Source organism: Streptomyces olivaceoviridis (genome assembly GCF_014650115.1).
In the GTDB taxonomy this organism is placed as follows: domain Bacteria; phylum Actinomycetota; class Actinomycetes; order Streptomycetales; family Streptomycetaceae; genus Streptomyces; species Streptomyces olivaceoviridis.
In genome coordinates, this window is the sequence record NZ_BMUI01000015.1 from 1 (window position 1) to 19,305 (window position 19,305).

Annotated in this window: 17 protein-coding genes and 2 pseudogenes; 8 read left to right on the top strand and 11 right to left on the bottom strand. The window is 72.5% G+C overall.

Annotated features, from left to right (window positions below):
• Positions 1 to 76: 76 nt before the first annotated feature.
• From nhaA to IE273_RS25780, 7 genes are all read right to left on the bottom strand, one after another.
• Positions 77 to 1,972 (bottom strand): Na+/H+ antiporter NhaA, encoded by a 1,896-nt coding sequence (gene nhaA / locus IE273_RS25750; RefSeq protein ID WP_189817553.1) that lies wholly within the window; start codon positions 1,970 to 1,972, stop codon positions 77 to 79.
• A gap of 121 nt (positions 1,973 to 2,093) precedes the next feature.
• A complete protein-coding gene (locus tag IE273_RS25755; RefSeq protein ID WP_189817554.1) occupies positions 2,094 to 2,360 on the bottom strand; it encodes a DUF2630 family protein in 267 nt (88 codons plus the stop codon).
• Positions 2,361 to 2,476: 116 nt separating this feature from the next.
• Positions 2,477 to 2,845 (bottom strand): hypothetical protein, encoded by a 369-nt coding sequence (locus IE273_RS25760; RefSeq protein WP_229887530.1) that lies wholly within the window; start codon positions 2,843 to 2,845, stop codon positions 2,477 to 2,479.
• A 283-nt stretch (positions 2,846 to 3,128) separates the two neighbouring features.
• On the bottom strand, positions 3,129 to 3,713 hold the full coding sequence (locus tag IE273_RS25765; RefSeq protein ID WP_189817556.1) for a rhodanese-like domain-containing protein: 585 nt from the start codon (positions 3,711 to 3,713) through the stop codon (positions 3,129 to 3,131).
• Between the two features lie 172 nt (positions 3,714 to 3,885).
• A complete protein-coding gene (locus IE273_RS25770; RefSeq protein ID WP_189817557.1) occupies positions 3,886 to 4,629 on the bottom strand; it encodes a sulfite exporter TauE/SafE family protein in 744 nt (247 codons plus the stop codon).
• Positions 4,626 to 4,871, bottom strand: coding sequence for a rhodanese-like domain-containing protein (locus tag IE273_RS25775; protein WP_189817558.1), 246 nt, complete (start codon positions 4,869 to 4,871; stop codon positions 4,626 to 4,628). The genes IE273_RS25770 and IE273_RS25775 overlap by 4 nt, the downstream gene beginning before the upstream one ends.
• A 42-nt stretch (positions 4,872 to 4,913) precedes the next feature.
• Positions 4,914 to 6,272, bottom strand: coding sequence for a rhodanese-like domain-containing protein (locus IE273_RS25780; protein WP_189817559.1), 1,359 nt, complete (start codon positions 6,270 to 6,272; stop codon positions 4,914 to 4,916).
• Positions 6,273 to 6,389: 117 nt separating this feature from the next.
• On the opposite strand from IE273_RS25780, the gene IE273_RS25785 reads away from it, so the two are divergent.
• Complete coding sequence (locus IE273_RS25785) at positions 6,390 to 6,671, top strand: metal-sensitive transcriptional regulator (RefSeq protein WP_189817708.1); 282 nt, start codon at positions 6,390 to 6,392, stop codon at positions 6,669 to 6,671.
• A gap of 543 nt (positions 6,672 to 7,214) precedes the next feature.
• Here IE273_RS25785 and IE273_RS25790 read toward each other — a convergent pair.
• Positions 7,215 to 9,134 carry an ABC transporter ATP-binding protein gene (locus IE273_RS25790; RefSeq protein WP_189817560.1) on the bottom strand — a complete coding sequence of 640 codons (1,920 nt, stop codon included), beginning with the start codon at positions 9,132 to 9,134 and terminating at the stop codon, positions 7,215 to 7,217.
• Between the two features lie 277 nt (positions 9,135 to 9,411).
• On the opposite strand from IE273_RS25790, the gene IE273_RS25795 reads away from it, so the two are divergent.
• The 4 genes from IE273_RS25795 to IE273_RS25810 all read left to right on the top strand — a co-directional run bounded on the left by IE273_RS25795 (position 9,412) and on the right by IE273_RS25810 (position 11,827).
• Positions 9,412 to 9,630, top strand: a complete 219-nt coding sequence (locus IE273_RS25795; protein WP_189817561.1) for a hypothetical protein — start codon at positions 9,412 to 9,414, stop codon at positions 9,628 to 9,630.
• The gene (locus IE273_RS25800; protein ID WP_229887532.1) at positions 9,623 to 10,897 is read left to right on the top strand and encodes a helix-turn-helix domain-containing protein; all 1,275 of its coding nucleotides are present in this window, start codon (positions 9,623 to 9,625) and stop codon (positions 10,895 to 10,897) included. The genes IE273_RS25795 and IE273_RS25800 overlap by 8 nt, the downstream gene beginning before the upstream one ends.
• A gap of 283 nt (positions 10,898 to 11,180) precedes the next feature.
• Complete coding sequence (locus IE273_RS25805) at positions 11,181 to 11,465, top strand: hypothetical protein (RefSeq protein WP_189817562.1); 285 nt, start codon at positions 11,181 to 11,183, stop codon at positions 11,463 to 11,465.
• 116 nt (positions 11,466 to 11,581) lie between these two features.
• Positions 11,582 to 11,827: a hypothetical protein gene (locus IE273_RS25810; protein WP_189817563.1), complete on the top strand. Its 246-nt coding sequence runs from the start codon at positions 11,582 to 11,584 to the stop codon at positions 11,825 to 11,827.
• Here the strand turns inward: IE273_RS25810 and IE273_RS45245 are convergent.
• A pseudogene (locus tag IE273_RS45245) lies at positions 11,796 to 12,470 on the bottom strand (SDR family NAD(P)-dependent oxidoreductase); the annotation flags it as partial. The gene IE273_RS25810 and the pseudogene IE273_RS45245 overlap by 32 nt on opposite strands.
• A 2-nt stretch (positions 12,471 to 12,472) precedes the next feature.
• Here IE273_RS45245 and IE273_RS25820 point away from each other — a divergent pair.
• Positions 12,473 to 12,997 (top strand): annotated as a pseudogene (locus IE273_RS25820) (helix-turn-helix transcriptional regulator); the annotation flags it as partial.
• A gap of 308 nt (positions 12,998 to 13,305) precedes the next feature.
• Positions 13,306 to 15,801, top strand: coding sequence for a choice-of-anchor J domain-containing protein (locus tag IE273_RS25825; RefSeq protein ID WP_189817564.1), 2,496 nt, complete (start codon positions 13,306 to 13,308; stop codon positions 15,799 to 15,801).
• Between the two features lie 78 nt (positions 15,802 to 15,879).
• On the opposite strand, the gene IE273_RS25830 is transcribed toward IE273_RS25825, so the two are convergent.
• Entirely contained in the window at positions 15,880 to 16,926 is a 1,047-nt protein-coding gene (locus tag IE273_RS25830; RefSeq protein ID WP_189817565.1) for a helix-turn-helix transcriptional regulator, read from the bottom strand.
• 146 nt (positions 16,927 to 17,072) lie between these two features.
• On the opposite strand from IE273_RS25830, the gene IE273_RS25835 reads away from it, so the two are divergent.
• Complete coding sequence (locus IE273_RS25835) at positions 17,073 to 17,717, top strand: CatB-related O-acetyltransferase (RefSeq protein ID WP_189817566.1); 645 nt, start codon at positions 17,073 to 17,075, stop codon at positions 17,715 to 17,717.
• Between the two features lie 2 nt (positions 17,718 to 17,719).
• Here the strand turns inward: IE273_RS25835 and IE273_RS25840 are convergent, their stop codons facing one another.
• Positions 17,720 to 19,291 carry a glycoside hydrolase family 30 protein gene (locus IE273_RS25840; RefSeq protein ID WP_229887539.1) on the bottom strand — a complete coding sequence of 524 codons (1,572 nt, stop codon included), beginning with the start codon at positions 19,289 to 19,291 and terminating at the stop codon, positions 17,720 to 17,722.
• Between the last annotated feature and the right edge of the window lie 14 nt (positions 19,292 to 19,305).

A 19,305-nucleotide genomic window follows, 5' to 3' on the forward strand; every position in this document is an offset into this window, starting at 1 on the left:
AACCGCCCGAGCCTGTTGACTCGAACATGTCAGACGGTTCTCACAACACCACCACCCCCCGATGCATTCCCGCCCCTCACCGCCCCCCGCGGGCCCCGATCGCCGCCCGCTCCCGGGCCGCCCGCACCGCCGCCGACAGGCTGCCGATGTCGTACGCCCCGTGGTGCCGGCGCCCGTTCACGAAGAAGGTCGGCGTGCCCGCCACCTGGCTGAGGTCCGCCGACTCCACGTCCTCGGCGATCCGCGCCGCGCCCCGGTGGGACCGCAGGTCCCGGTCGAAGCGCTCGGCGTCCAGCCCGAGGGCGTCGGCGTAGTTGCGCAGATGGCCGAGGCGCAGCTCGCCCTGGTGGCTGAGCAGCAGATCGTGCATGTCCCAGTAGCGGCCCTGCGCCGCCGCGGCCTCCGCCGCCTCGGCCGCCAGCTGGGCGTGCACGTGCACGTCCGTCAGGGGCAGGTGCCGCCACACGTACCGCACGTCGCCGAAGTCGCCGAGCAGCTCACGGACGACCGGTTCGGCCTGTCCGCAGTACGGGCACTCGTAGTCGCCGTACTCCACGACGGTCACCGGCGCGTGCCGCGGCCCCCGCACGTGGTCGCGGTCGGGGTCGACCGGCACCGCCAGGTCGACGAGCGTCTCGGCGTCGCCGAGCAGCGCCCGCTGCCGCAGCCGGCGCGGCAGCATCGCGAGGACCGCGGTGAGGAGCCGGCTGATCAGGAAGGAGCCGACCAGCGCGCTGAGGATGCCGATCTTGGCGTCCGCCAGCTGTGTCCCCCGGAACGCGAGGGTCGCGATGAGCAGCGAGACGGTGAAGCCCGTCCCGGCCAGGGCGCCCCCCGCCGCGACGGCTCCCCAGCCGACCGGCGGCCGGACCCGCCCCCGGCTGACCCCGTACGCCAGCGCGGACGCCCCGAGGATGCCCAGCGGCTTGCCGACGACGAACGCGAGCAGGATGCCCAGCGTGACCGGCGAGGTGAACGCCCGCGCCAGTTGGTCGGCATCGAGCGGGATACCGGTGTTGGCCAGGGCGAACAGCGGGACGACGAGATAGCTGGTCCACGGGTGGTACAGGCCCTGTAGCCGGTCGTTGGGCGAGATCGCGGACGCGAGGCCGGCCTGCGCCGAGCGTGCCAGCTCGGGCGTCGGCTGCTCGCGGAACATCCGGAACAGGCCCGTGGCGTGTTCCAGGTCGGCGCGTGCCGCCGGGTACGCGTAGGTGATCAGGCCCATGGCGAGTCCGATGACCACGGGATCGACGCCCGACTCCAGCAGCGCGACCCAGGCGACGAGCGCCAGCAGCGCGTAGACCAGGCCCCGGCGCACGCCGAGCGCGCGGACGAGCAGGACGACGCCGAACACCGCGACCGCGACCAGCAGCGCCGGTACGTCGACGTGCTCGCTGTAGGCGACGGCGATGACACCCAGGGCGACGAAGTCGTCGACCACCGTGATCGTCAGGAGGAAGATCCGCAGTCCGCTCGGCAACCGGTGCCCGACGACGGCGAGCATGCCCAGGGCGAAGGCGGTGTCGGTGGACATCGCCGCCCCCCAGCCGTGTACGGACGAGTGCCCCGCGTTGACCGCGAGGAAGAGGGCGACCGGTACGACCATGCCGCTGATCCCGGCCGCGAGCGGCAGGGCCAGGCGCCGGCGGTCGCGCAGCTCGCCCATGTCGAACTCGCGGCGCGCCTCCAGTCCGACGACGAAGAAGAACAGCGCCATCAGTCCGCTGTTGATCCACTCCCGCAGCGAGAGGGACAGTCCGTGGGTGCCGATCCCGACGGACAGGTGCGTCTCCCAGAACGACGCGTAGCCCGTGGGGGCCGCGTTGGCCCACAGCAACGCGACGAGCGCCGCCGTCACCAGGACGGCGGCGCTACCGGTCTCGGTCCGCAGGAAGTGGCGCAGCGGTGAGCGGGAGCCGGCACAGGCGGTCTGGCCCGAGAGGTCGTCGGGTGCGAACGCCATGCTCATCCGTGCTCATCTCCACCTCGCGCCGATTTCCGTGCCGTACCGGCACTTCCGGGGCAACAGCGACAGGTGGGGCGTTCATTCCAGGGGTGGGGGCATGGGGCGGACGAGCACATGCCGGTCGTCAGGACAGGTACCGCTCCACCTGCGACGCCGGGCGCACCTCGGCCCCTTCGGGGTCCTGGCCGGCGGCGGCGCGGGCCCGGCGCTGCCGCAGGAGGTCCCAGCACTGGTCGAGCTCGGTCTCCAGCCGCGCCAGGCGTTCCTGCTCGGTCGGCTGGTCGATGTCGTGGTCCGCCAGACGGTCCCGCAGGTCCTTCTCCTGGCTGATCATTTCCGTGATGCGTCCGAGGATCTGCTTCTCGGCCTCGGCGCCGGATCCCGTCGTCATGTCTCTCTCCCCAAGCCTTGATCGACGTCAATCAGTCGATTCATGTATTGAACAGCAGGTTCGAGCCATTCGCCACGGCGGGGTGAGCGATGATCGTTCCTCGTCGGGGAACAGTCTCAGGAGGTGAGAACGACCCGGCCGCCGGCCCGGCCGCCGCTGTCGCTCGTGACGCACTCCTGGTAGGGGTTCGGGTCGCCCTGGTGCTCCTGGCACGTCCAGGTGGTCGCCCCGACAAGGATCGTGGCGGGCGCGCCCGCCTTGCTGGACGCGGCCTTGGTGTAGGCGCTCGCGACCTCCAGCGCGGCGGCGCAGGACCCGGCCGGCTCGGCCCAGACCGCCAGCCCGGTGGCCTTGTCCACGCCGCAGTAGGTGAGCGACGACCGGGCGGCGGCGTCCGTACCGGCGAACGAGGGGGCCGGGGCCCCGAGGGACAGCGCGGCGGCGCCCAGCAGGCCAGCGGCCGTCCCCGTCATGATCGAGCGCATCACAGGTGTCTCCCTCGCGGTGACGAACGAGGCCGGGGCATATCAGGTCCCTTGTGGGACAAGCCGGTATCCGGCCTCCTCTCCGTACGATCATCCACGGGGGCGGGGCGATCGGCACGCCGCCGTCCGCCGGAAGGTGCCGGGCCACCGGCGGGTGCCGGGCGGGGAACGAGGGGCGCGAGGGCGGCACGGCCGGTGAGGAGCCGGTGCGGGGCGTCGTCGACCGGAGCGCGCCAGGTGCACCCGTGCGGGTGGCCGAGCAGGGGGGACATGGCCCGACGGCTCATCGCTCGGCGGTGCCGCGCAGCCGGGCGAGTGTGGCATCCAGGTCGGCCCGGCGGGGGCGGTTGTGGGGCAGCTTGGCGAGCATGGCCGCCATTCCGCAGGCATTGGTGAGGGCGGAGAGGACCAGGCCGCCCGCGATGCCGGCGGACAGCAGGTGGAAGGCCGGGTGGACCACCAGGCCGAGCAGGAGGCCGAGCAGCACGACCGTACCGGCGGTGAACCGGACCTGGCGTTCCATGCTCCAGGCGGCCTTCGTGGTGGCCTCGGGCCGGTGGGTGTCGTAGCCCCCGGCGGTCCAGGCGGTGGTTCCTCCGGCGAGGGTGGCGCAGGCGATGCCGTTCCCGGCGAGGACGCGGCAGGCGTTCGCCGAGCGGGCGCCGGAGGCACAGACGACGAGGATGTCGCCCCGCTCGGCGGCGGTGCGGATGTCGGGCAGGGCCCGGTCGAGTTGGTCCAGCGGGATGTTGAGGGCACCGGGCACGTGGCCACCGGCGTACTCGCCGGGGGTACGGACGTCGATGACGGTCAGCTCGTGCAGGCGGGCGTGGGCCTGGCGGGGGTCGACGATGGTGGGGGCGGTCATGACGGATGCCTTTCTCCGTGTGGTGTGGGGGTGCCGGTGGTTGTGGGGCGGGGGCGTCGGTGTGGTCGTGGTGCGGGGGCGTCCGTGCGGTCGTGGTGCGGGGGCGTCCAGGGGCTCCCCGGCCCTCCCGGCTCGACGGCACTCACGGGCTCAGTCGGCGGCTCCGACTCGCTCATACGAGGACGTCGACGAGCATGAACGCGGCCAGCGCGAGCAGGACGCAGGCGAAGACCTTCTGGAGCGTTTCGCCCTCGGTCTTCCTCGCCAGGCGTTTGCCGTCCCAGGCGCCCAGGATCGCCGCCCCGGTGAAGGGTGCCGTCACCGCCCAGTCCAGGTGTGTCCCGGCGCCGCCGCGAGCGACGAGCGCGGCCAGTGAGTTGATCGTGATGACCAGCAGGCTGGTGCCCACGGCGGTGCGCATGGCCAGGCCCAGGACGCCGACCAGCGCCGGTACGGCGAGGAAGCCGCCACCCACGCCCAGGAAGCCGGTCACCGCGCCGAGCCCGGCTCCGGCGGCGCCGGCCTTCCCGGGGTGCACATGGCCGGACGGCTCCGTCCGCGCGGGGCGCAGCATGCGCAGGGCCGCCGTCCCCGCTATGACGGCGAAGGCCGCGGTGAGCACGGGCTGCGGCAGGCGCCCGGCTGCGGCCCCGGCGAGCGTCGCGGGCACGACGCCCGCGGCGGCGAACAGCAGCCCGGTGCGCCAGGCCACGTTGCCGTCCCTGGCGTGCCCGGTCAGGGCCGTGACCGAGGTGAGGGTGACGATGACCAGACTCGCCGTGGTCGCCTGCGCCGGGGTGAAGCCGAGGAGGTAGATCAGGGCGGGTACGGCCAGGACACTGCCGCCACCGCCGAGGCCGCCGAGGGCGAGGCCCACGACGGCACCCGCGAGGAGCGCGAGAACCAGGCCGGTCATATGGTCTGACCGCTGTTCCCGCGCACGTCGGCCACCGGGTGGGGGGCCGTGGCCGGCAGCGCCGTCCCCGCGATCAGCCGGGACAGCGGGACGTGGACGGCGCCGGGCGCATGTCCGGCGGACCACTCGTGGTCCTCGCGCACGTCCAGCAGGACGGCGCGGGCGTCCTCGCCCCCGGTACGTCGCAGGGCTCCGCCGACGGTGACACGGACGCGGTCTCCACCGCGCCGGGACATTGACATCACTCAACCTCTCAAGGGCCGGAAGAACGAGGGGTGGCGGGGTCAGCCGGTGACCACGGTCAGTCCGGCCCCGGCGGCGGCGCCGAAGCCGTCGTCCACGGCCACCACGTCACGGCCCGCGGCATCGAGCAGCGAGGCGGCGATCGCGGCGCGCATGCCGCCGGCGCAGTGCACCCACACGGTGCCCGCCGGCACCTCACCGATCCGCTGGTGCAGTCGGTGGACCGGGATGTGGACGGAACCCTCGATGTGTCCGGCCGCCCGTTCGGAGGCGCGTCGGACGTCGAGGACGACGACGCCGTCCGTGCCCCGCTCGGCCAGAGCAGCGAACGTGGACCGCGGGAAGGAGGCCGGCCGCCCGCCCTCCGGCACCCACCGGTCCGGCGTGCCGGTGGCGGCTGCCTCGGGCCGGTCGATGCCGACCCGCACCAACTCGCGCTGTGCGGCGGCCAGTTGCTCCGGGGTCTCGGCCAGCAGGGTGACCGGCTTGCCCCACGGGATCATCCAGGCCAGGTACGTGGCGATCTTGCCGTCCGCCTCGAAGTTGAAGGAGCCGGCGACATGGCCGGCCGCGAACGCGATGCGGCTGCGCAGATCGACCACCCACTCGCCGGCGGCGAGCCGGGCGGCGATCTCCTCGGCGTCGGCGACGGCCGGCGGGGTCAGGTCCACCGGTGCGGGCCCGGCGGCGTTGGCCGGTCCCATGTGTGTGTAGTAGGCGGGGACGTCGTCGAGCCCGGCCAGCAGGCGGGTGACGAAGGAGTCCACGTCCGTGGTGAGCGCCGCGTTCACGGCCTTCTCCTCGCCGATCGTCGTGGCGTCGCCCGCGGCCTGGGCCGAGGAGCAGAAGCTGCCGAAGCCGTGCGTGGGCAGTACGGGCGTCTCGTCCGGCAGTTCGGCCGCCAGGCGGTGCGCCGAGGCGTGCTGGGCGCGTGCCAGTCGCTCGGTGAGCCGGGGTTCGACCAGGTCCGGACGGCCCACGGTGCCGATCAGCAGGGAACCGCCGGTGAACGCGGCGACCGGCCGGCCGTCGTCCTCCAGCACGTAGGAGGTGTGGTGCGGGGTGTGGCCCGGGGTGGCGACCGCCCGCAGCGCGAGCCCGGCGTCGACCTCGGCCACGTCGCCGTCGGCCACCGGCACACGGGCGTACGACACGCGTGCTCCGGCCGGTACCAGGTAGGCGGCACCCGTCAGCCGGGCCAGCTCCGGTCCGCCGGTGACGTAGTCGTTGTGCAGGTGGGTCTCCACCACGTGCGATATCCGCACCCCGCGCCGGGCGGCTGCGGCGAGGACCCGGTCGATGTCGCGCGGCGGGTCGACCGCCACGGCCGTGCGCCTGCCGCCGGCCAGGTAGCTGCGGTTGCCCAGCCCCTCCAGCTCGATGGTGTCGACGAAGAACATCGGGCACTTCCTTCCTCAGAATTACCCCCCGGGGTATATCGAAGACCGTAACACGGTACCCCCGGGGGTATCTCGGGGGCGTACGATACCCGCAGGGGTATGAGGGAGGAGTGGATCGTGGAACTGGGGATGGCGGCGGACGAGCTGAAGGCCGTGGTCAACCGGCTGCGCCGAGCGCAGGGGCAGATCGCCGGCGTGATCAAAATGATCGAGGAGGGCCGGGACTGCGAGGAGGTGGTCACGCAGCTGGCCGCGGCTTCCCGCGCCCTGGACAAGGCGGGCTTCGCGGTCATCGCCACCGGCCTGCAGCAGTGCCTCGGCGACTCGGAACTCGCCAACGCCGGGGAGCGGGAGCAGATGAGGGCCCGGCTGGAGAAGCTCTTCCTGTCCCTCGCCTGAGGCGGGGGCCGGCAGAGGCGGCGAAGGCGGGCGGACGGATTCCGCACGCCGCTCCCGCCGTACCGGACGGACGCCGGGAAGCCGTAGCCGTCCGTGCCGGTCGGGCCGCCGCCCGCCGGAACCGCCAGGTCCCGCATCCGTTGCCGCCGCCGGCCGCGGGTCGCCCCGGCGCGGCCGGCCGTGACGCCACGTCCCCCGATCCGATCCGCCGTCTCGGTGCCGCGAGCGGACCGCCCGACCGGCCGGCACTCGGTCCTTGAGGCCGGCGGGACCGCGGTCGGCGGTCCGGCACGCGTGCACGCCGCCGCTCACCGGCGAACGGTACGTCCACCGGGTCGTCACCGGCCTCGGCATCCTCGACGTCACCGAGCACGGCCTGGCCCTCGTGGAGACCGGACGTGACCGTGGAGGACGCCACGGCCCGCACCGGCGCCCCTGCGCCGGACCGGGTTCACGGCCGCCCGGCGACGGGAGTGCTCCGGTTCGCCGGGGCCTCGGCGCGGGGCGTCGGGCGCGGTCGGGGATGTCCGGACGTCGAGTCGGTCAGGGGAACCCGGGGCTCGTACGGGCGGGCGACGCCGTCCTGCGGCCCCCGTCCGGCGCCGGGCCGGCCGGTCCGGACGGCCCGGCGGGACCGGCTTCCGGAACCGGGCGTCCGGGAGCCGACTCGGTGCTCTCGCCGAGGAAGCCGCCCGACTGGTGCTGCCACAGCCTGGCGTAGGCGCCGTCCGCGGCGAGCAGTTCCTCGTGGGAGCCCTGCTCGACGACGCGTCCGCGGTCGAGGACGACGAGACGGTCCATGCCGGCGACGGTGCTCAGGCGGTGGGCGACCACGAGGGCCGTGCGTCCGTCCATCAACCGCCACAGGGCGTCCTGGACGAGGAGTTCGCTCTCCGAGTCCAGCGCGCTGGTCGCCTCGTCGAGCAGCAGGACCGGGGCGTCGCGCAGGATGGCCCTGGCGAGGGCGACGCGCTGGCGCTGGCCGCCCGAGAGCTTGACCCCCCGCTCCCCCACCAGGGTGGCGAAGCCGTCGGGGAGTTGGTCGGCGAACTCCGTGACGTGCGCGGCCACGGCCGCCGCGCGGATCTCCTCGTCGGTGGCGCAGGGGCGGGCGAAGGCGATGTTGTCCCGCAGGCTGCGGTGGAACATGGCGGGTTCCTGCGGGACGTAGGCGATCAGTGAGCGCAGGTCGGCCTGGCGCAGCCGGCTGATGTCCTGACCACCGATCAGGATGCGTCCGCCGTCGATGTCCGACATCCGCAGCAGGAGTCGGGTGAGGGTGGTCTTGCCGCCGCCCGACCTGCCGACCAGACCGATCCTCGCGCCTGCGGGCACATCCAGGTCGAGGCCCTGGAAGATCGGCTTCGCACCCGCGTGGGCGAAGGTCACCGCCTCGAAGCGGATGGCCGTGTCCCGCGGTGCGAGCGGTTCGGGTTCCGTCGGGTCGAGCACGGTGGGCGGGTCCAGCAGCAGCTCCGTGAACTGCGCGGCCTCGGTCATCGAGCTTTCCAGACGCCGGTAGATCTGGTTGAACTCGAACATGATCTGGGTGGCGTTGGAGTAGTAGGTGAAGCTGACGACGATCTCCTCGACGCCCTGGCCCGAGCCGCCGAAGGCGACGGCCACCAGCAGACCCAGCACGTTGGTCAGCACGGACATGGGGGCGACCAGGGTGTCGACGCGCAGATTGCCGTAGTCCCACGACCTCAGCGTCAGGCGCCGGGAGTCCGCGACCCGGCTGCGGTGTTCGTCGGCCTCCCGCCGCTCCGCCGCGAACGCCCGAATGGTCTCCATGTTCGTGAGGCTGTCGGCGACATGGCCGGAGACCCGGGCGATCGCCGCCTCACGGTCGTTGACGAGCCTCTGCCGGCGGCGGATCAGAGGCGTCGCGGCCACCACGGTCAGCGCGATCATCACGAGGAGGCCGACGACGAGCATCGGTTCGTAGCTCCACAGCACCACGGAACCGAACACCAGGGGGACGAGACTGCCCACGATCCGGTACGTCACCGTGTCGACGAAGTCCTCGAAGCGCTTGCCGAAGCTGAGCACCCGTTTGGTCAGGGAACCGGCGAAGTTGTCGTGGAAGAACGCGGCGTCCTTGGCCAGGAGTTCGTCCATGCCGCTCACGTACAGGTGTTCCATGCCGAGGGCGTCCAGGCGGTTCAGGCAGTGCTGCCCGACCCGCCACACGGCCTCGGCGAGCAGCAGCGTCACACCGAAGGCCAGCACGTACGGCAGTGCCGAGCCGAGGGTGAGACCGCTTTCACCGGCGGCCTGTCCTGCCAGTTTGGCGATCAGCAGGGGGGCGACGTAGCGGATGCCGATGTTGCCCACGGCCGGCAACAGCAGTGCGGGCAGGGTCAGCGGTCGCAGTCGCAGCAGTTCCCGGCCGTAGCGGCGCAGTGCCAGAACGACCGCGCTCCTGCCCGGGGTCGGCCCTCGCGTATCTGTTGTGCCCATCACACTCCCGGAGGTTGGGAAGTGGGAAGTCTCCCGTCCGCGGAGTTTCTCAGTCCAGGCAATTAACCCGGAATGACGAGAACCGGACATGTCCGCCGCGTCCAGCACATGCGGCTGACGGGTCCGGTGGCGGTGGCTGCCGGCCGGTCGGCTCCGGCGGTTCGGACGCCGAGCGTGTCGCCGTTGCGGTCGGTGTCGCCATAGTGCGAACGCCGAACACTAAGTGACGCTATGTTGGGCACGCGCAGGCGTCATCAGCGACGAAAGGTCCACCGCCATGGCTCGCCTCAACCTCGCCCACCTGGCCCTCACCGCCGCCCAGAACATCCAGACCGCCGACGAAGTGCGGCGCGACCCGGCCGTCGTCAAGGCGGCCAAGCAGTTCGCGGAAGACAGCGCCCAGGCCTTCCGCTCCGGTGGTGAGCTGGTACGTGAGGCTCGGGCCTCCTGGCGTCGCCACAGCCCGCTGACCAAGGGGACCGGTACCGGTGAATGATTTCAGCGCCGAGGCGATGGGCCTCGTGATCCGCGAGCACCGCCAGGCCCGGAAACCCCCGATGACCCAGGAGGAGTTGGCCAAGCGAGCCGACTACGGGAAGGGCGGCGCGGTCTCGATCTCCCGGATCGAGCGCGGGCTCGTCAGCCCCGGGGAGCACCGTCTGGCCGCCATCGCCCTCGCACTCCGGCTGACTCCCGCGCAACTCGTGCAGGAGGCGGAGGACCGGACCAGGTCTCTCGCCGACCGGCGGGGTCAGCGGCCGGTGAAGTTGCGCGACCAGGTCGCGGAGACGAAAAGGCGCCACGCCGAGATCAACGAGAAGGTGGCCCAGCGGTCGAAGATCACCCAAGAACTCGGGGAAGCGTTCAACCAGGTCCATGACACCGCGCGCGACGAGTTCTTCCTGAGGTTCGTGGAGCTGGCCGAGAGCATCAGCGGGGCGCCCGAGCCGGAGAGGCCGAGCGAGGAGGAGATCGAGAGCACGGGTGGAACCCCTGCCGCGATACGGGTCGAGGCCATGTCCGCCGGGATCGCCAACGCGATCCGCGATGCCGCCGCCGGAGCCGCCGTAGGCGCGGTCGGAGCCGCCGTAGGCGCGGTCGGAGCCGCCGTAGGCGCGGTCGGGGCGGCGGCCGGCGGCGCCGCGGCCTACGGCGCGTTCACGGCCGCCGCGTTGTTCGGGACCGCCTCCACCGGAACAGCCATTTCGACGCTGTCCGGGGTTGCCGCGACCAACGCGACCCTGGCCCTCCTCGGAGGAGGCACGCTGGCTGCGGGCGGTGCGGGCATGGCGGGTGGAATCCTCCTGCTCACCGGCATGGTCGCCGCCCCGGCGGCAGCGCTGGCGGCAGCCGGCTTCTACGTCCTGAGGCAGCGCCGGACCAAGAAGGAGGAGGAGCGCCTCCGAACCGAGGTCGAGGTGGCGGAGGCCGCTCTGGATCAGTCACAGCAAGGCTTCGGCACGATGACCGACGTACTGCATCGCGCCACGGCCATCATGGAATACGTCAGCGTCCACGGCACCCACGCCCTCGAAAGGTGGAGGGTGAGTCTGCCGCCGGAGCCCCGGGACTGGACATCACTCGGGCACGAGGGGCAGGAACGGTACAAGGAGTTCCTCACCGTGGCGGGCTGCCTCATCGCCGTGAGCAGCATCAATGTCAGTGCTCTCCTCACGGCGAAGCCCGACGCTCTGCGCGAGATGGACAAGGCCATCGACGAGACGCTGCGGTACGCGGACAAGACCATCAAGTCGATCGTCTGAACGGGCGGGCGGGCGGTGCGGGTGCCGAGCCGTACCGCCGGCGCCCGCTGCCCCGACCGCTCCGCGCGGACAGCGGTCACGGTCAGCGGATCACCGTCAGCAGAGCTCGGACAGCAGGTCGCGCAAGGGCAGATCGCGGAAACCAGATCGCAGACAGCAGATCTCGGACAGCAGATCCCCGTCAGCAGATCTCGGACAGGAATCTCGGTCGGCCGTATCAGACGGATACCGCCGACCCGATACTCTGAAAGCGGCGGTGACAATTTCTCCCTCGGAGGCCGGGATGAGCGAGCAGCCGTGGACCATCGAGTCCATCCGTGACGCCCTCGGCAACCCCGCTCTCGCCCAGCGATTCCTCGGTGAGATCAACCGGGCGCCCGCCCACGAGTTGCTGCGGGTCTTCGCCCGCTGGGAGCGCATCGCCAAGGACACCGTCGCCGCGGTTCGGCGGGGACGTGAGATCGCCGCGGCCGAAGCCCGCGGTGAGGAGCCGGCCGGCGAGTGGGTCGACGCGACGGACCGGGTCCTCGCCGAAGCCGAGCGCATCCGCGCGCGCGGCGCCGCCTGATCCGCCGTCCGGTGCCACGCCCGGTCTCCGGCTCGCTACGCTGGGTCGGGCAGAATCACTGTCGCCGTCCAGTGGTTCGTGCGACCACGACTGGTGCTCGAACCCTGAGAGGCCATGTGACCTATCGGCTCAAGTACGACCAGGTGGCAGAAGCCGTCCACGAGGCGATGCCGACGGCGGCGAGCGAAGAACTCACCCTCGCCCTCGCCGACGCCTGCCACGACCCGATCGGCGCCACCGAGCCGTACGGCGAGGATGACGGCGTCGTCCGCGCGCTCGTCACCCGGCAGGCGTTCGCCCTCCTCCTCGTCGGGGAGACACTCAAGACGATCACCGTGCTCCAGCTGACCCACCTCGGCTGAACGCGGCGCGCCACAGCGCCCCGCGGGGCGCTCGGCGGAGGGCGTCGGCCGCGTACTCCCAGAGCCGGTCCGCCGCCCGCGGGTCGAGGGCGTGGGCGGCCACGCCACCGGGCCGTTCCTCGTCACCGTGGACGACCCGGGCCTCCTGGTTGTCCTCGAAGTACCGGCCGGTCACACCCGTCAGCAGCGGTGACGCTGGAGGGCGGTGAGGATGTGGCCCGGGTTGAGCGCGTTGGCCGTGGTCCCGTCGTCCGCCGAGCGGCGGGCGGCCACGGTGAACAGGACCCCGGCGGACTTGGACTGCCCGTAGGCCGTCCAGGGGTCGTACGGGCGCCGCGCGAAGTGCGGGTCGTCGAAGTCGAAGGGCGCGCTGCGGTGTGCGCCGGAACTGACGACACGATGCGGGCCGAGCCGACTTCGCGCAGGCGGGCGTGGAGTGCGCCGGCCAGGGCGAAGTGCTCCCGAGGACGTTGGTGGCGAGCTGCGTCTCCCGGCCGCGGGCGGTGACGGTCCGCGTGGGCAGGGCCGTGATCCCGGCGTTGGCGACGAGGATGCCGAGCGGCCCTCGCCCTGTCCGCGCGAAGGTGTCGACCGAGGCCGGATCCGACAGGTCGAGTGCCTCGGCGCGCACCGGGCCGGCCCCGGCTCGACACTCTGCCGCCGGTCGTCCACGTGCCTGCCGGGACCAGCCAGGCGGAGGCCGTGGAGGGGGCGCTCGCCGCGACCGACCGGGAGTTGCCGCACAGACCGTCCGCCTCGACGCTGATGGCGGAACACCGCGCCGTCGTCATGCTGATCCATGTGCCGCGTTTCCACCTCGCCCGTGAGCCCCGGGCGGTGTCCGGGTGGCCGGCCGGTCTCGCCGACCCCGCGGTGGCCGCGGCACTGCGCGCCCTGCACGAGGCCCCGGCGCGTTCCCGGACGGTGGCCGATCTGGCGCGCGCCGGTGCGGTCTCCCGGTCGACCCTCGCCGCACGCTTCAAGGACGGGGTCGGTCAGGGACCGCTGGAGTGCCTGACGCGATGGCGCGTCGAGCTCGCGTCCCGGCAGCTACGGGACGGCACCGAGACGCCGGCCGCCATCGCCCGGTCCGGGGGCTACGGATCCGAGAGCGCGTTGAGCGTCGCCTTCAAGCGGGTCATGGGAATGTCGCCCCGTGACTACCGCTAACGGGCGGGCTGACCGAAATTCCCACCCGTTCCTGGAATTCGGCTCCGGCGTCATTCTGAACTCCTGAACGGGGGCCGGACAAGCGGCGGGCGAGGGAATTCCGTGCTTCTGCGCAAGTGAGAACCGGGCTGTGAGCTGGGCTCATCTGCCGTTAACACAAGGTGTATTGACAGGCCGTTACGTGGTTGCCGCTAATTGGCCGGAAGTCGGCCCTCGACCGAGGGCCTGTTCACGATAGGTACGAAGTGACGTCATCCTCGCTTCGCAGAGAGCGAATAACCGTCTCTCGGGCCGTCCGGCACGGCCTTGTGGCCGCCGGGCTCTCCGCCCTCGTCCTCCTGGGCGTCACCCCGCCCGCGTCCGCCGCCGACCAGGCCGGCGGCACCGACCTGACCCCCGTGTGCGGCACACCCGCCAAGGGGCACGCGTCCTGCTACGCCATGCGCTCCGACGAGCCCCCGCTGCGCCGGCTGGCCGCGGCGCAGACCCCGCCGGGGCTCGGCCCCCAGGACCTCCAAAGCGCCTACAGCCTCCCGGCCGACGGCGGCGCCGGACAGACCATCGCCATCGTCGACGCCTACGACAACCCCAACGCCGAGGCGGATCTGGCGGTCTACCGCGCCCAGTACGGGCTGCCCCCGTGCACCTCGGCCAACGGCTGCTTCCAGAAGGTCGACCAGCGCGGCGGCACCGACTACCCCACGTCGAACGACACGTGGGCCGGTGAGATCGCCCTCGACCTCGACATGGTCTCCGCCGTCGCCCCCCAGGCGCACATCCTGCTCGTGGAGACGGACAACGACGGCCTGGACCGGCTCGCGGCCGGTGTCGACAAGGCCGTCGAGCTCGGCGCGAAGTACGTGTCCAACTCCTACGGCCGCACAGGGGACTTCGCCTCGGACCAGGAGACGTACGGGTCCTCCTACGACCATCCCGGCGTCGCGATCGTCGCGGCGAGCGGGGACAACGGCTACGGCGTCTCGTTCCCGGCGACCCTGTCCACCGTGACGGCGGTCGGCGGCACCAACCTGACGGCCGACCCGGACAGCCCGCGCGGCTGGGACGAGACCGTGTGGAAGCGGGGCTCCTACGGCCCCGGCTCGGGCTGCGCGTCGTACCAGGCCAAGCCGGAGTTCCAGAAGGACACCGGCTGCTCGGGGCGCAGTGTCGCCGATGTGTCCGCGGTCGCTGACAACGTTGCCGTCTACTCGACGTTCGGTTCGCTGGGCACCGGCTGGCAGCGCTACGGCGGCACCAGCGCGTCCACTCCGGTGATCGCGGCCACCTACGCGCTGGCCGGCCCGCCCCGCCCGGGCACCTATCCCAACGCCTACCCGTACGCGTCGGACGGCCCGGGGCTGAACGACATCACCTCCGGGTCCAACGGCACCTGCGCCACCGCCTACCTGTGCACCGCGGGCACCGGCTACGACGGCCCCACGGGCCTCGGCACCCCTTCCGGCCTGGCCGCCTTCCGCAGCGGTCCGAGCGGCACCCTCACCGGCACGGTGAGGGACGCGAAGACCGGAAGTCCCGTCGCCGGCGCCACCGTCGGCTCCGGGCTCGACGTGGCCACGACGCGCGCGGACGGCACGTACACGCTGAACCTGCCCGCCGGTGAGGTCGGCGGCCTCACCGTCACGGCGTTCGGCTACGCGTCCCCCGCCCCCGTCACCGTGGGCATCGCCGACGGTACGACCGCGACCCGTGACTTCGGCCTGAAGGCCCTGCCCCGCACCCATGTGCGCGGGACCGTCCGGGACGGCTCCGGGCACGGCTGGCCGCTGTACGCCAGGATCGCCGTCGAGGGTTCCCCCGAGGCGCCTGTCTGGACCGATCCGGTGACCGGTGACTACGACATCTCCCTGCCGCAGAACGCCGGTTACAGCCTCGGCATCACGGCCGCCCTCCCCGGCTACGAGACGCTCACCCGTGAGGTGAAGCTGGGCGGCAGCCCCGTGACGGTGGACGCGGCACTGACCGCCGACCCCGACGCGGCCACCGCCGTCGGCTACGACCTGAACAGCACCGAGCACGCCGAGGGCTTCGACTCCACCACGGCCGCACCGCAGGGCTGGACGGTGTCGGACGCGGGCAGCGACAACGGCTGGCGGTTCGACGACCCCGACGAGCGCGGCAACTTCACCGGCGGCAGCGGTGCCTTCGCCGTCATCGAGAGCGACAGCGGCCCGTTCGGACCGCACCAGGACACCTCGCTCATCAGTCCCGCCTACGACCTGTCGGACGCGCAGTCGGCCGCCCTCACGTTCAGGACGGGCTACATCACCAACCTCAGCCAGCAGCACATGACGGTGGAGGCCAGCACCGACGACGGAGCCACCTGGCAGAACGTGTGGGCCGGTCCCAAGACGGGCGGCCAGGCCGACCACGTCACCGTGCGGGTGCCGCTGCGGGAGTACGCCGGGCAGCCGTCCGTGCGGCTGCGCTTCCACTTCGTCGCGAACTGGGCCTACTTCTGGGAGGTCGACGACGTGACCGTGGAGAGCCGGGCGCTGAAGCCGGTACCGGGCGGGCTGACCACCGGCACCGTCGAGGACGCCCGCACCGGCCACGGCGTCGTGGGCGCGACGGTCAAGGACGCCTCGGCACCGGACGCCGTCGCGACCACGGTGGCCACGCCCGAGGACCCGGCCGTGGGCGACGGCCTGTACACGCTGTTCACGGGACCCGGGGTGCACACCCTGCGCGCGACGGCGGACGGGTACGCACCACTGACCCGGCGGGCCGTGGTGCACGACGACCGCGTCACGGGGAAGGGTTTCGCGCTCGGGGCGCGACCGTGACCCGCCACGGCTGACCCGTGCGGTGCCGGTGGCGTGTCCCGTCGGGGTACGCCACCGGCGCCCGGGGCGGACGAACGGTCAGGGCCGCTCCGCCAGCCACCCCCGCTCCGCCGCCAGCAGCGCGATCTGGAACCGGGTGCGGGCGCCCAGCAGGGCTCCGGCCTCGCTGACGTGCTTCTGCACCGTGCGCCGGCTGACCTTCAGCACGCGGGCGATCGTGTCGTCCTTCATCCCGGTGGCCATCAGATGCAGGATCTCCCGGGTCCGCCGGTCCGGCCGTACCGCCCGCGCGTCGCTCCCCGGCGCCGGGTCCTCGGGCCGGGGCGCGGGCACCGGGGGCGGCGGACCCTCGCGCCGGGTCGCCAGGGACACCGGCTCGGCCCGTTCCCACACGCTCTCGAACAGCGCCACCAGCGCCTCCACCAGGGCGGGCGAGTGCACCACCAGGGAGCCCGCCGCCGGCCGGTCCCCGCGCACCGGCAGCAGCGCTGCCGCCCGGTCGAACACCACGAGCTTCACCGGGAGCCGGGAGGCGAGCCGCAGCTGCCCGCCCTCCGCCGTCCCGCGCAGCGCCGTCTCCAGCGACACCGCGTCGGTGAAACCGTCCGTCTCGTACACCGACCGCATCCGCACCCCGTCCGCCACGCCCACGTCCCGGGCGGAGGTGTGCTGTCCGGTCACGTACGGCGGCTTGGCCAGGTGCAGCACCTCGGCCGAAGCACCCTTCAGCAGCTGGGCGTAGCGGGCCGACACCTCCTCCTCGTGCTCCAGCGCCTCCACCAGGTGCGCGGCGCGCGGCGCGGACACCTCCTCGTACGTCTCGTGCAGGCGCTCCACCAGGGCCTCGGCGCGCGCCAGTTCGGCCCGGCGCCGGGCCAGCAGCGCGCCGAGCGACGCGCGCGGGGGGCCTGCCGCCCACCGCGGCGTCACACCGTCGACGCGCAGCGCCAGCGCGGCCTGGGCGAGCTGCCGCAGGGCCTCCTCCGCCGCCGGTCCGGGTACGTCCACCGCCGCCGCCACCTGGACGGCGTCCGCCGACGGCACGCTCACCAGGTACTCCAGCACCCGCCCGGCCAGCGGTTCCAGCCCGGTCCCCGGCCAGGGGCCGTCCGGCGTCCCATCCATCTGTTCCGACACTCCCCTGCTCGCGGCGACCCCGAAGGCATGGCGCAGGACCGCCATCACCCCCCAGTAAACCGGTGTACGGGACGACCCGGTACCGCGATCATGGAGCGGTCCGTGCCACGTCGACCGCTGGGGAACCGTCCACCATGCCCGTGCCCGCCGACCCGACGGTCCTGCACCCGATGCCCGAGCAGCCGCGGGTGGTGCTGCTCAAGCCGCTGGTGACGTCCCCGCTGATCGAGGTCGGGGAGTTCTCCTACTACGACGATCCGGACGACGCGACGGCGTTCGAGACGCGCAACGTGCTCTACCACTACGGGCCGGAGAAGCTGGTCATCGGCAAGTTCTGCGCGCTGGGCACGGGCGTGCGGTTCATCATGAACGGCGCCAACCACCGCATGGACGGCCCCTCGACCTTCCCCTTCCCCACCATGGGCGGCTCGTGGGCCGACCACTTCGACCTGCTCACCGGCCTGCCGAACCGCGGGGACACCGTCGTCGGCAACGACGTGTGGTTCGGCCACGGCGCGACGGTCATGCCCGGCGTGCGCATCGGGCACGGCGCGATCATCGGCACCGGGGCCGTGGTCACCGGCGACGTGCCCGACTACGGCATCGTCGGCGGCAACCCGGCCCGCCTCCTCCGCACCCGCCACACCGCCCGGGACGTCGCCCGGCTGCTGGCGGTGGCCTGGTGGGACTGGCCCCTGGAGCACATCACCGAGCAGGTGCGGACCATCATGTCGGGCAGCGTCGCCGACCTGGAGGCCGCCGCCCCGGGCGGTCGCTGACGTCAGTGGCCGGGGCCGCTCCGCCAGCGGTAGGTGGCGAAGGAGTCCGCCGGGACCGTCACCACGAACGACTGGCCGGCGACGGTGATCCGGACCTTGCCGTCGGTGTGGGTGCTGTTGCCGAGGACGGCCACGAAGGTGCCGTTCTTCGTGCGGTAGACGACGTTGCCGATGCCGTGCTCGGCGGCACTGGATGCGAGGCGTACGTCACCGGGCGAGAGGTACTTGGCGAACTGCCCGATCGGGTACAGCTCGTCGCGGACGGTGAATTCGCGCGTGGCCGTGTTCACCGTCACCAGCCGGTCCCGCCACTTGGTGGTGGCCGCGACCTGGTTCCAGTCGACGTCGTTGTCCCGGGCCGGTGTCCAGTGCAGTGTCCCGCCGTCCTGGTCGGTGGTCTGGGCCCACAGGATGTAGGAACCGGCGTCGAGGCGGAAGTCGTCGAGGATGGTCGAGGGCGACAGGTCGCTCGTCTCCGTGAGCTGGACCGGCTTGCCCGTCTGTTCGTAGGCGTCGCGCATGACGCGCGGGTCTCCCCAGTAGGGGTGGAAGGCGATGGCGTCGGCCGCCTCGCGGACCTGCTCGCCGGTCACCGAGCCGTCGGGGGCGTCGTCGAAGATGCGGTGGTAGTTCTTGGTGGCCGTGCTGTTGGGGTCGCGCCAGTCCCAGAAGTTGAAGTCATGGACGTACAGCTGGGTGTTCAGCCGGGCGGCCCGGAACTCCCGCTTGATCGCGAGGGCCAGCTTCTGCTGCTGGGCGACGCTGATGTCCATGGCCGGGTAGACGACGTCCATGCCCGGTTCGTTCAGCAGGGTCAGGGCGTCGACCCGGATGCCGTGCCGGGCGTACGCCTGGACGAACTTGACGTAGTACCGGGCGAAGACGTCGATGCAGTCGTCCCGCAACTTGCCGACCTGGTAGTACTCCGTGCCGCTCCCGGGCTTGAGCGCGACCTGCCCGGTGAACCGGTTGTTCGTCTTCATCCACGCCGGTGCGCTCCACGCCGAGGCGAAGAAGGTGGCGTGGGGGTTGTAGCGCTGGATGAGCTTGATCGTGTCGATGATGTGCAGGTCGATGTCCCGCCGGATGGAGAAGTGCTTCAGCCCGAAGTCGTCGGTGACGCCGGCGGGCAGGTCGTCCTCCGACCAGAACGGCAGGTGCTCGATGAGGTCGGGGCTGCCGATCGTCAGCCGGAACCGGTCCAGGCCCGCGCCGTGCACGGGGTCGACGAGCAGCCGGACGGCCTTCTCCCGCTCCGCGGGGGTGAGCTTCCACAGGTTGGACACGCTCGTCTCGTCCAGGGAGAAGCCCACGCCCGCGTACTGCTGCCGGACGGCCTTCGGGTCCGCGACGACGGTGGCGTCGACCGGGCCGCCGGGGTCGGTGTCGGTCCTGACCTCCGGCAGCGGCAGCCAGGCCCGCGCGGCGCCGGTGGAGTAGGTGCCGGTCACGATCCGGCCGTGTCCGGGCGGTCCGCCCGCGGCTCGGTCGGCGTGCGCGGCCGGGCCCGCGCCGACCAGCGCGGACACGGTCATGGTCGCGACGGCCGCTAGTGCGGTGAGATGACGCCTCACGCCTGCTCCCTGGG

Excerpts from the sequence above, each read along its gene's own strand:
- IE273_RS25755 (WP_189817554.1), bottom strand. The coding sequence starts at position 2,360 with ATGACGACGGGATCCGGCGCCGAGGCCGAGAAGCAGATCCTCGGACGC.
- IE273_RS25835 (WP_189817566.1), top strand. The coding sequence starts at position 17,073 with ATGCCCGTGCCCGCCGACCCGACGGTCCTGCACCCGATGCCCGAGCAG.
- nhaA (WP_189817553.1), bottom strand. The coding sequence starts at position 1,972 with ATGAGCATGGCGTTCGCACCCGACGACCTCTCGGGCCAGACCGCCTGT.
- IE273_RS25760 (WP_229887530.1), bottom strand. The coding sequence starts at position 2,845 with ATGCGCTCGATCATGACGGGGACGGCCGCTGGCCTGCTGGGCGCCGCC.
- IE273_RS25780 (WP_189817559.1), bottom strand. The coding sequence starts at position 6,272 with ATGTTCTTCGTCGACACCATCGAGCTGGAGGGGCTGGGCAACCGCAGC.
- IE273_RS25830 (WP_189817565.1), bottom strand. The coding sequence starts at position 16,926 with ATGGATGGGACGCCGGACGGCCCCTGGCCGGGGACCGGGCTGGAACCG.
- IE273_RS25805 (WP_189817562.1), top strand. The coding sequence starts at position 11,181 with ATGAGCGAGCAGCCGTGGACCATCGAGTCCATCCGTGACGCCCTCGGC.
- IE273_RS25770 (WP_189817557.1), bottom strand. The coding sequence starts at position 4,629 with ATGACCGGCCTGGTTCTCGCGCTCCTCGCGGGTGCCGTCGTGGGCCTC.
- IE273_RS25775 (WP_189817558.1), bottom strand. The coding sequence starts at position 4,871 with ATGTCAATGTCCCGGCGCGGTGGAGACCGCGTCCGTGTCACCGTCGGC.
- IE273_RS25765 (WP_189817556.1), bottom strand. The coding sequence starts at position 3,713 with ATGACCGCCCCCACCATCGTCGACCCCCGCCAGGCCCACGCCCGCCTG.
- IE273_RS25790 (WP_189817560.1), bottom strand. The coding sequence starts at position 9,134 with ATGGGCACAACAGATACGCGAGGGCCGACCCCGGGCAGGAGCGCGGTC.
- IE273_RS25795 (WP_189817561.1), top strand. The coding sequence starts at position 9,412 with ATGGCTCGCCTCAACCTCGCCCACCTGGCCCTCACCGCCGCCCAGAAC.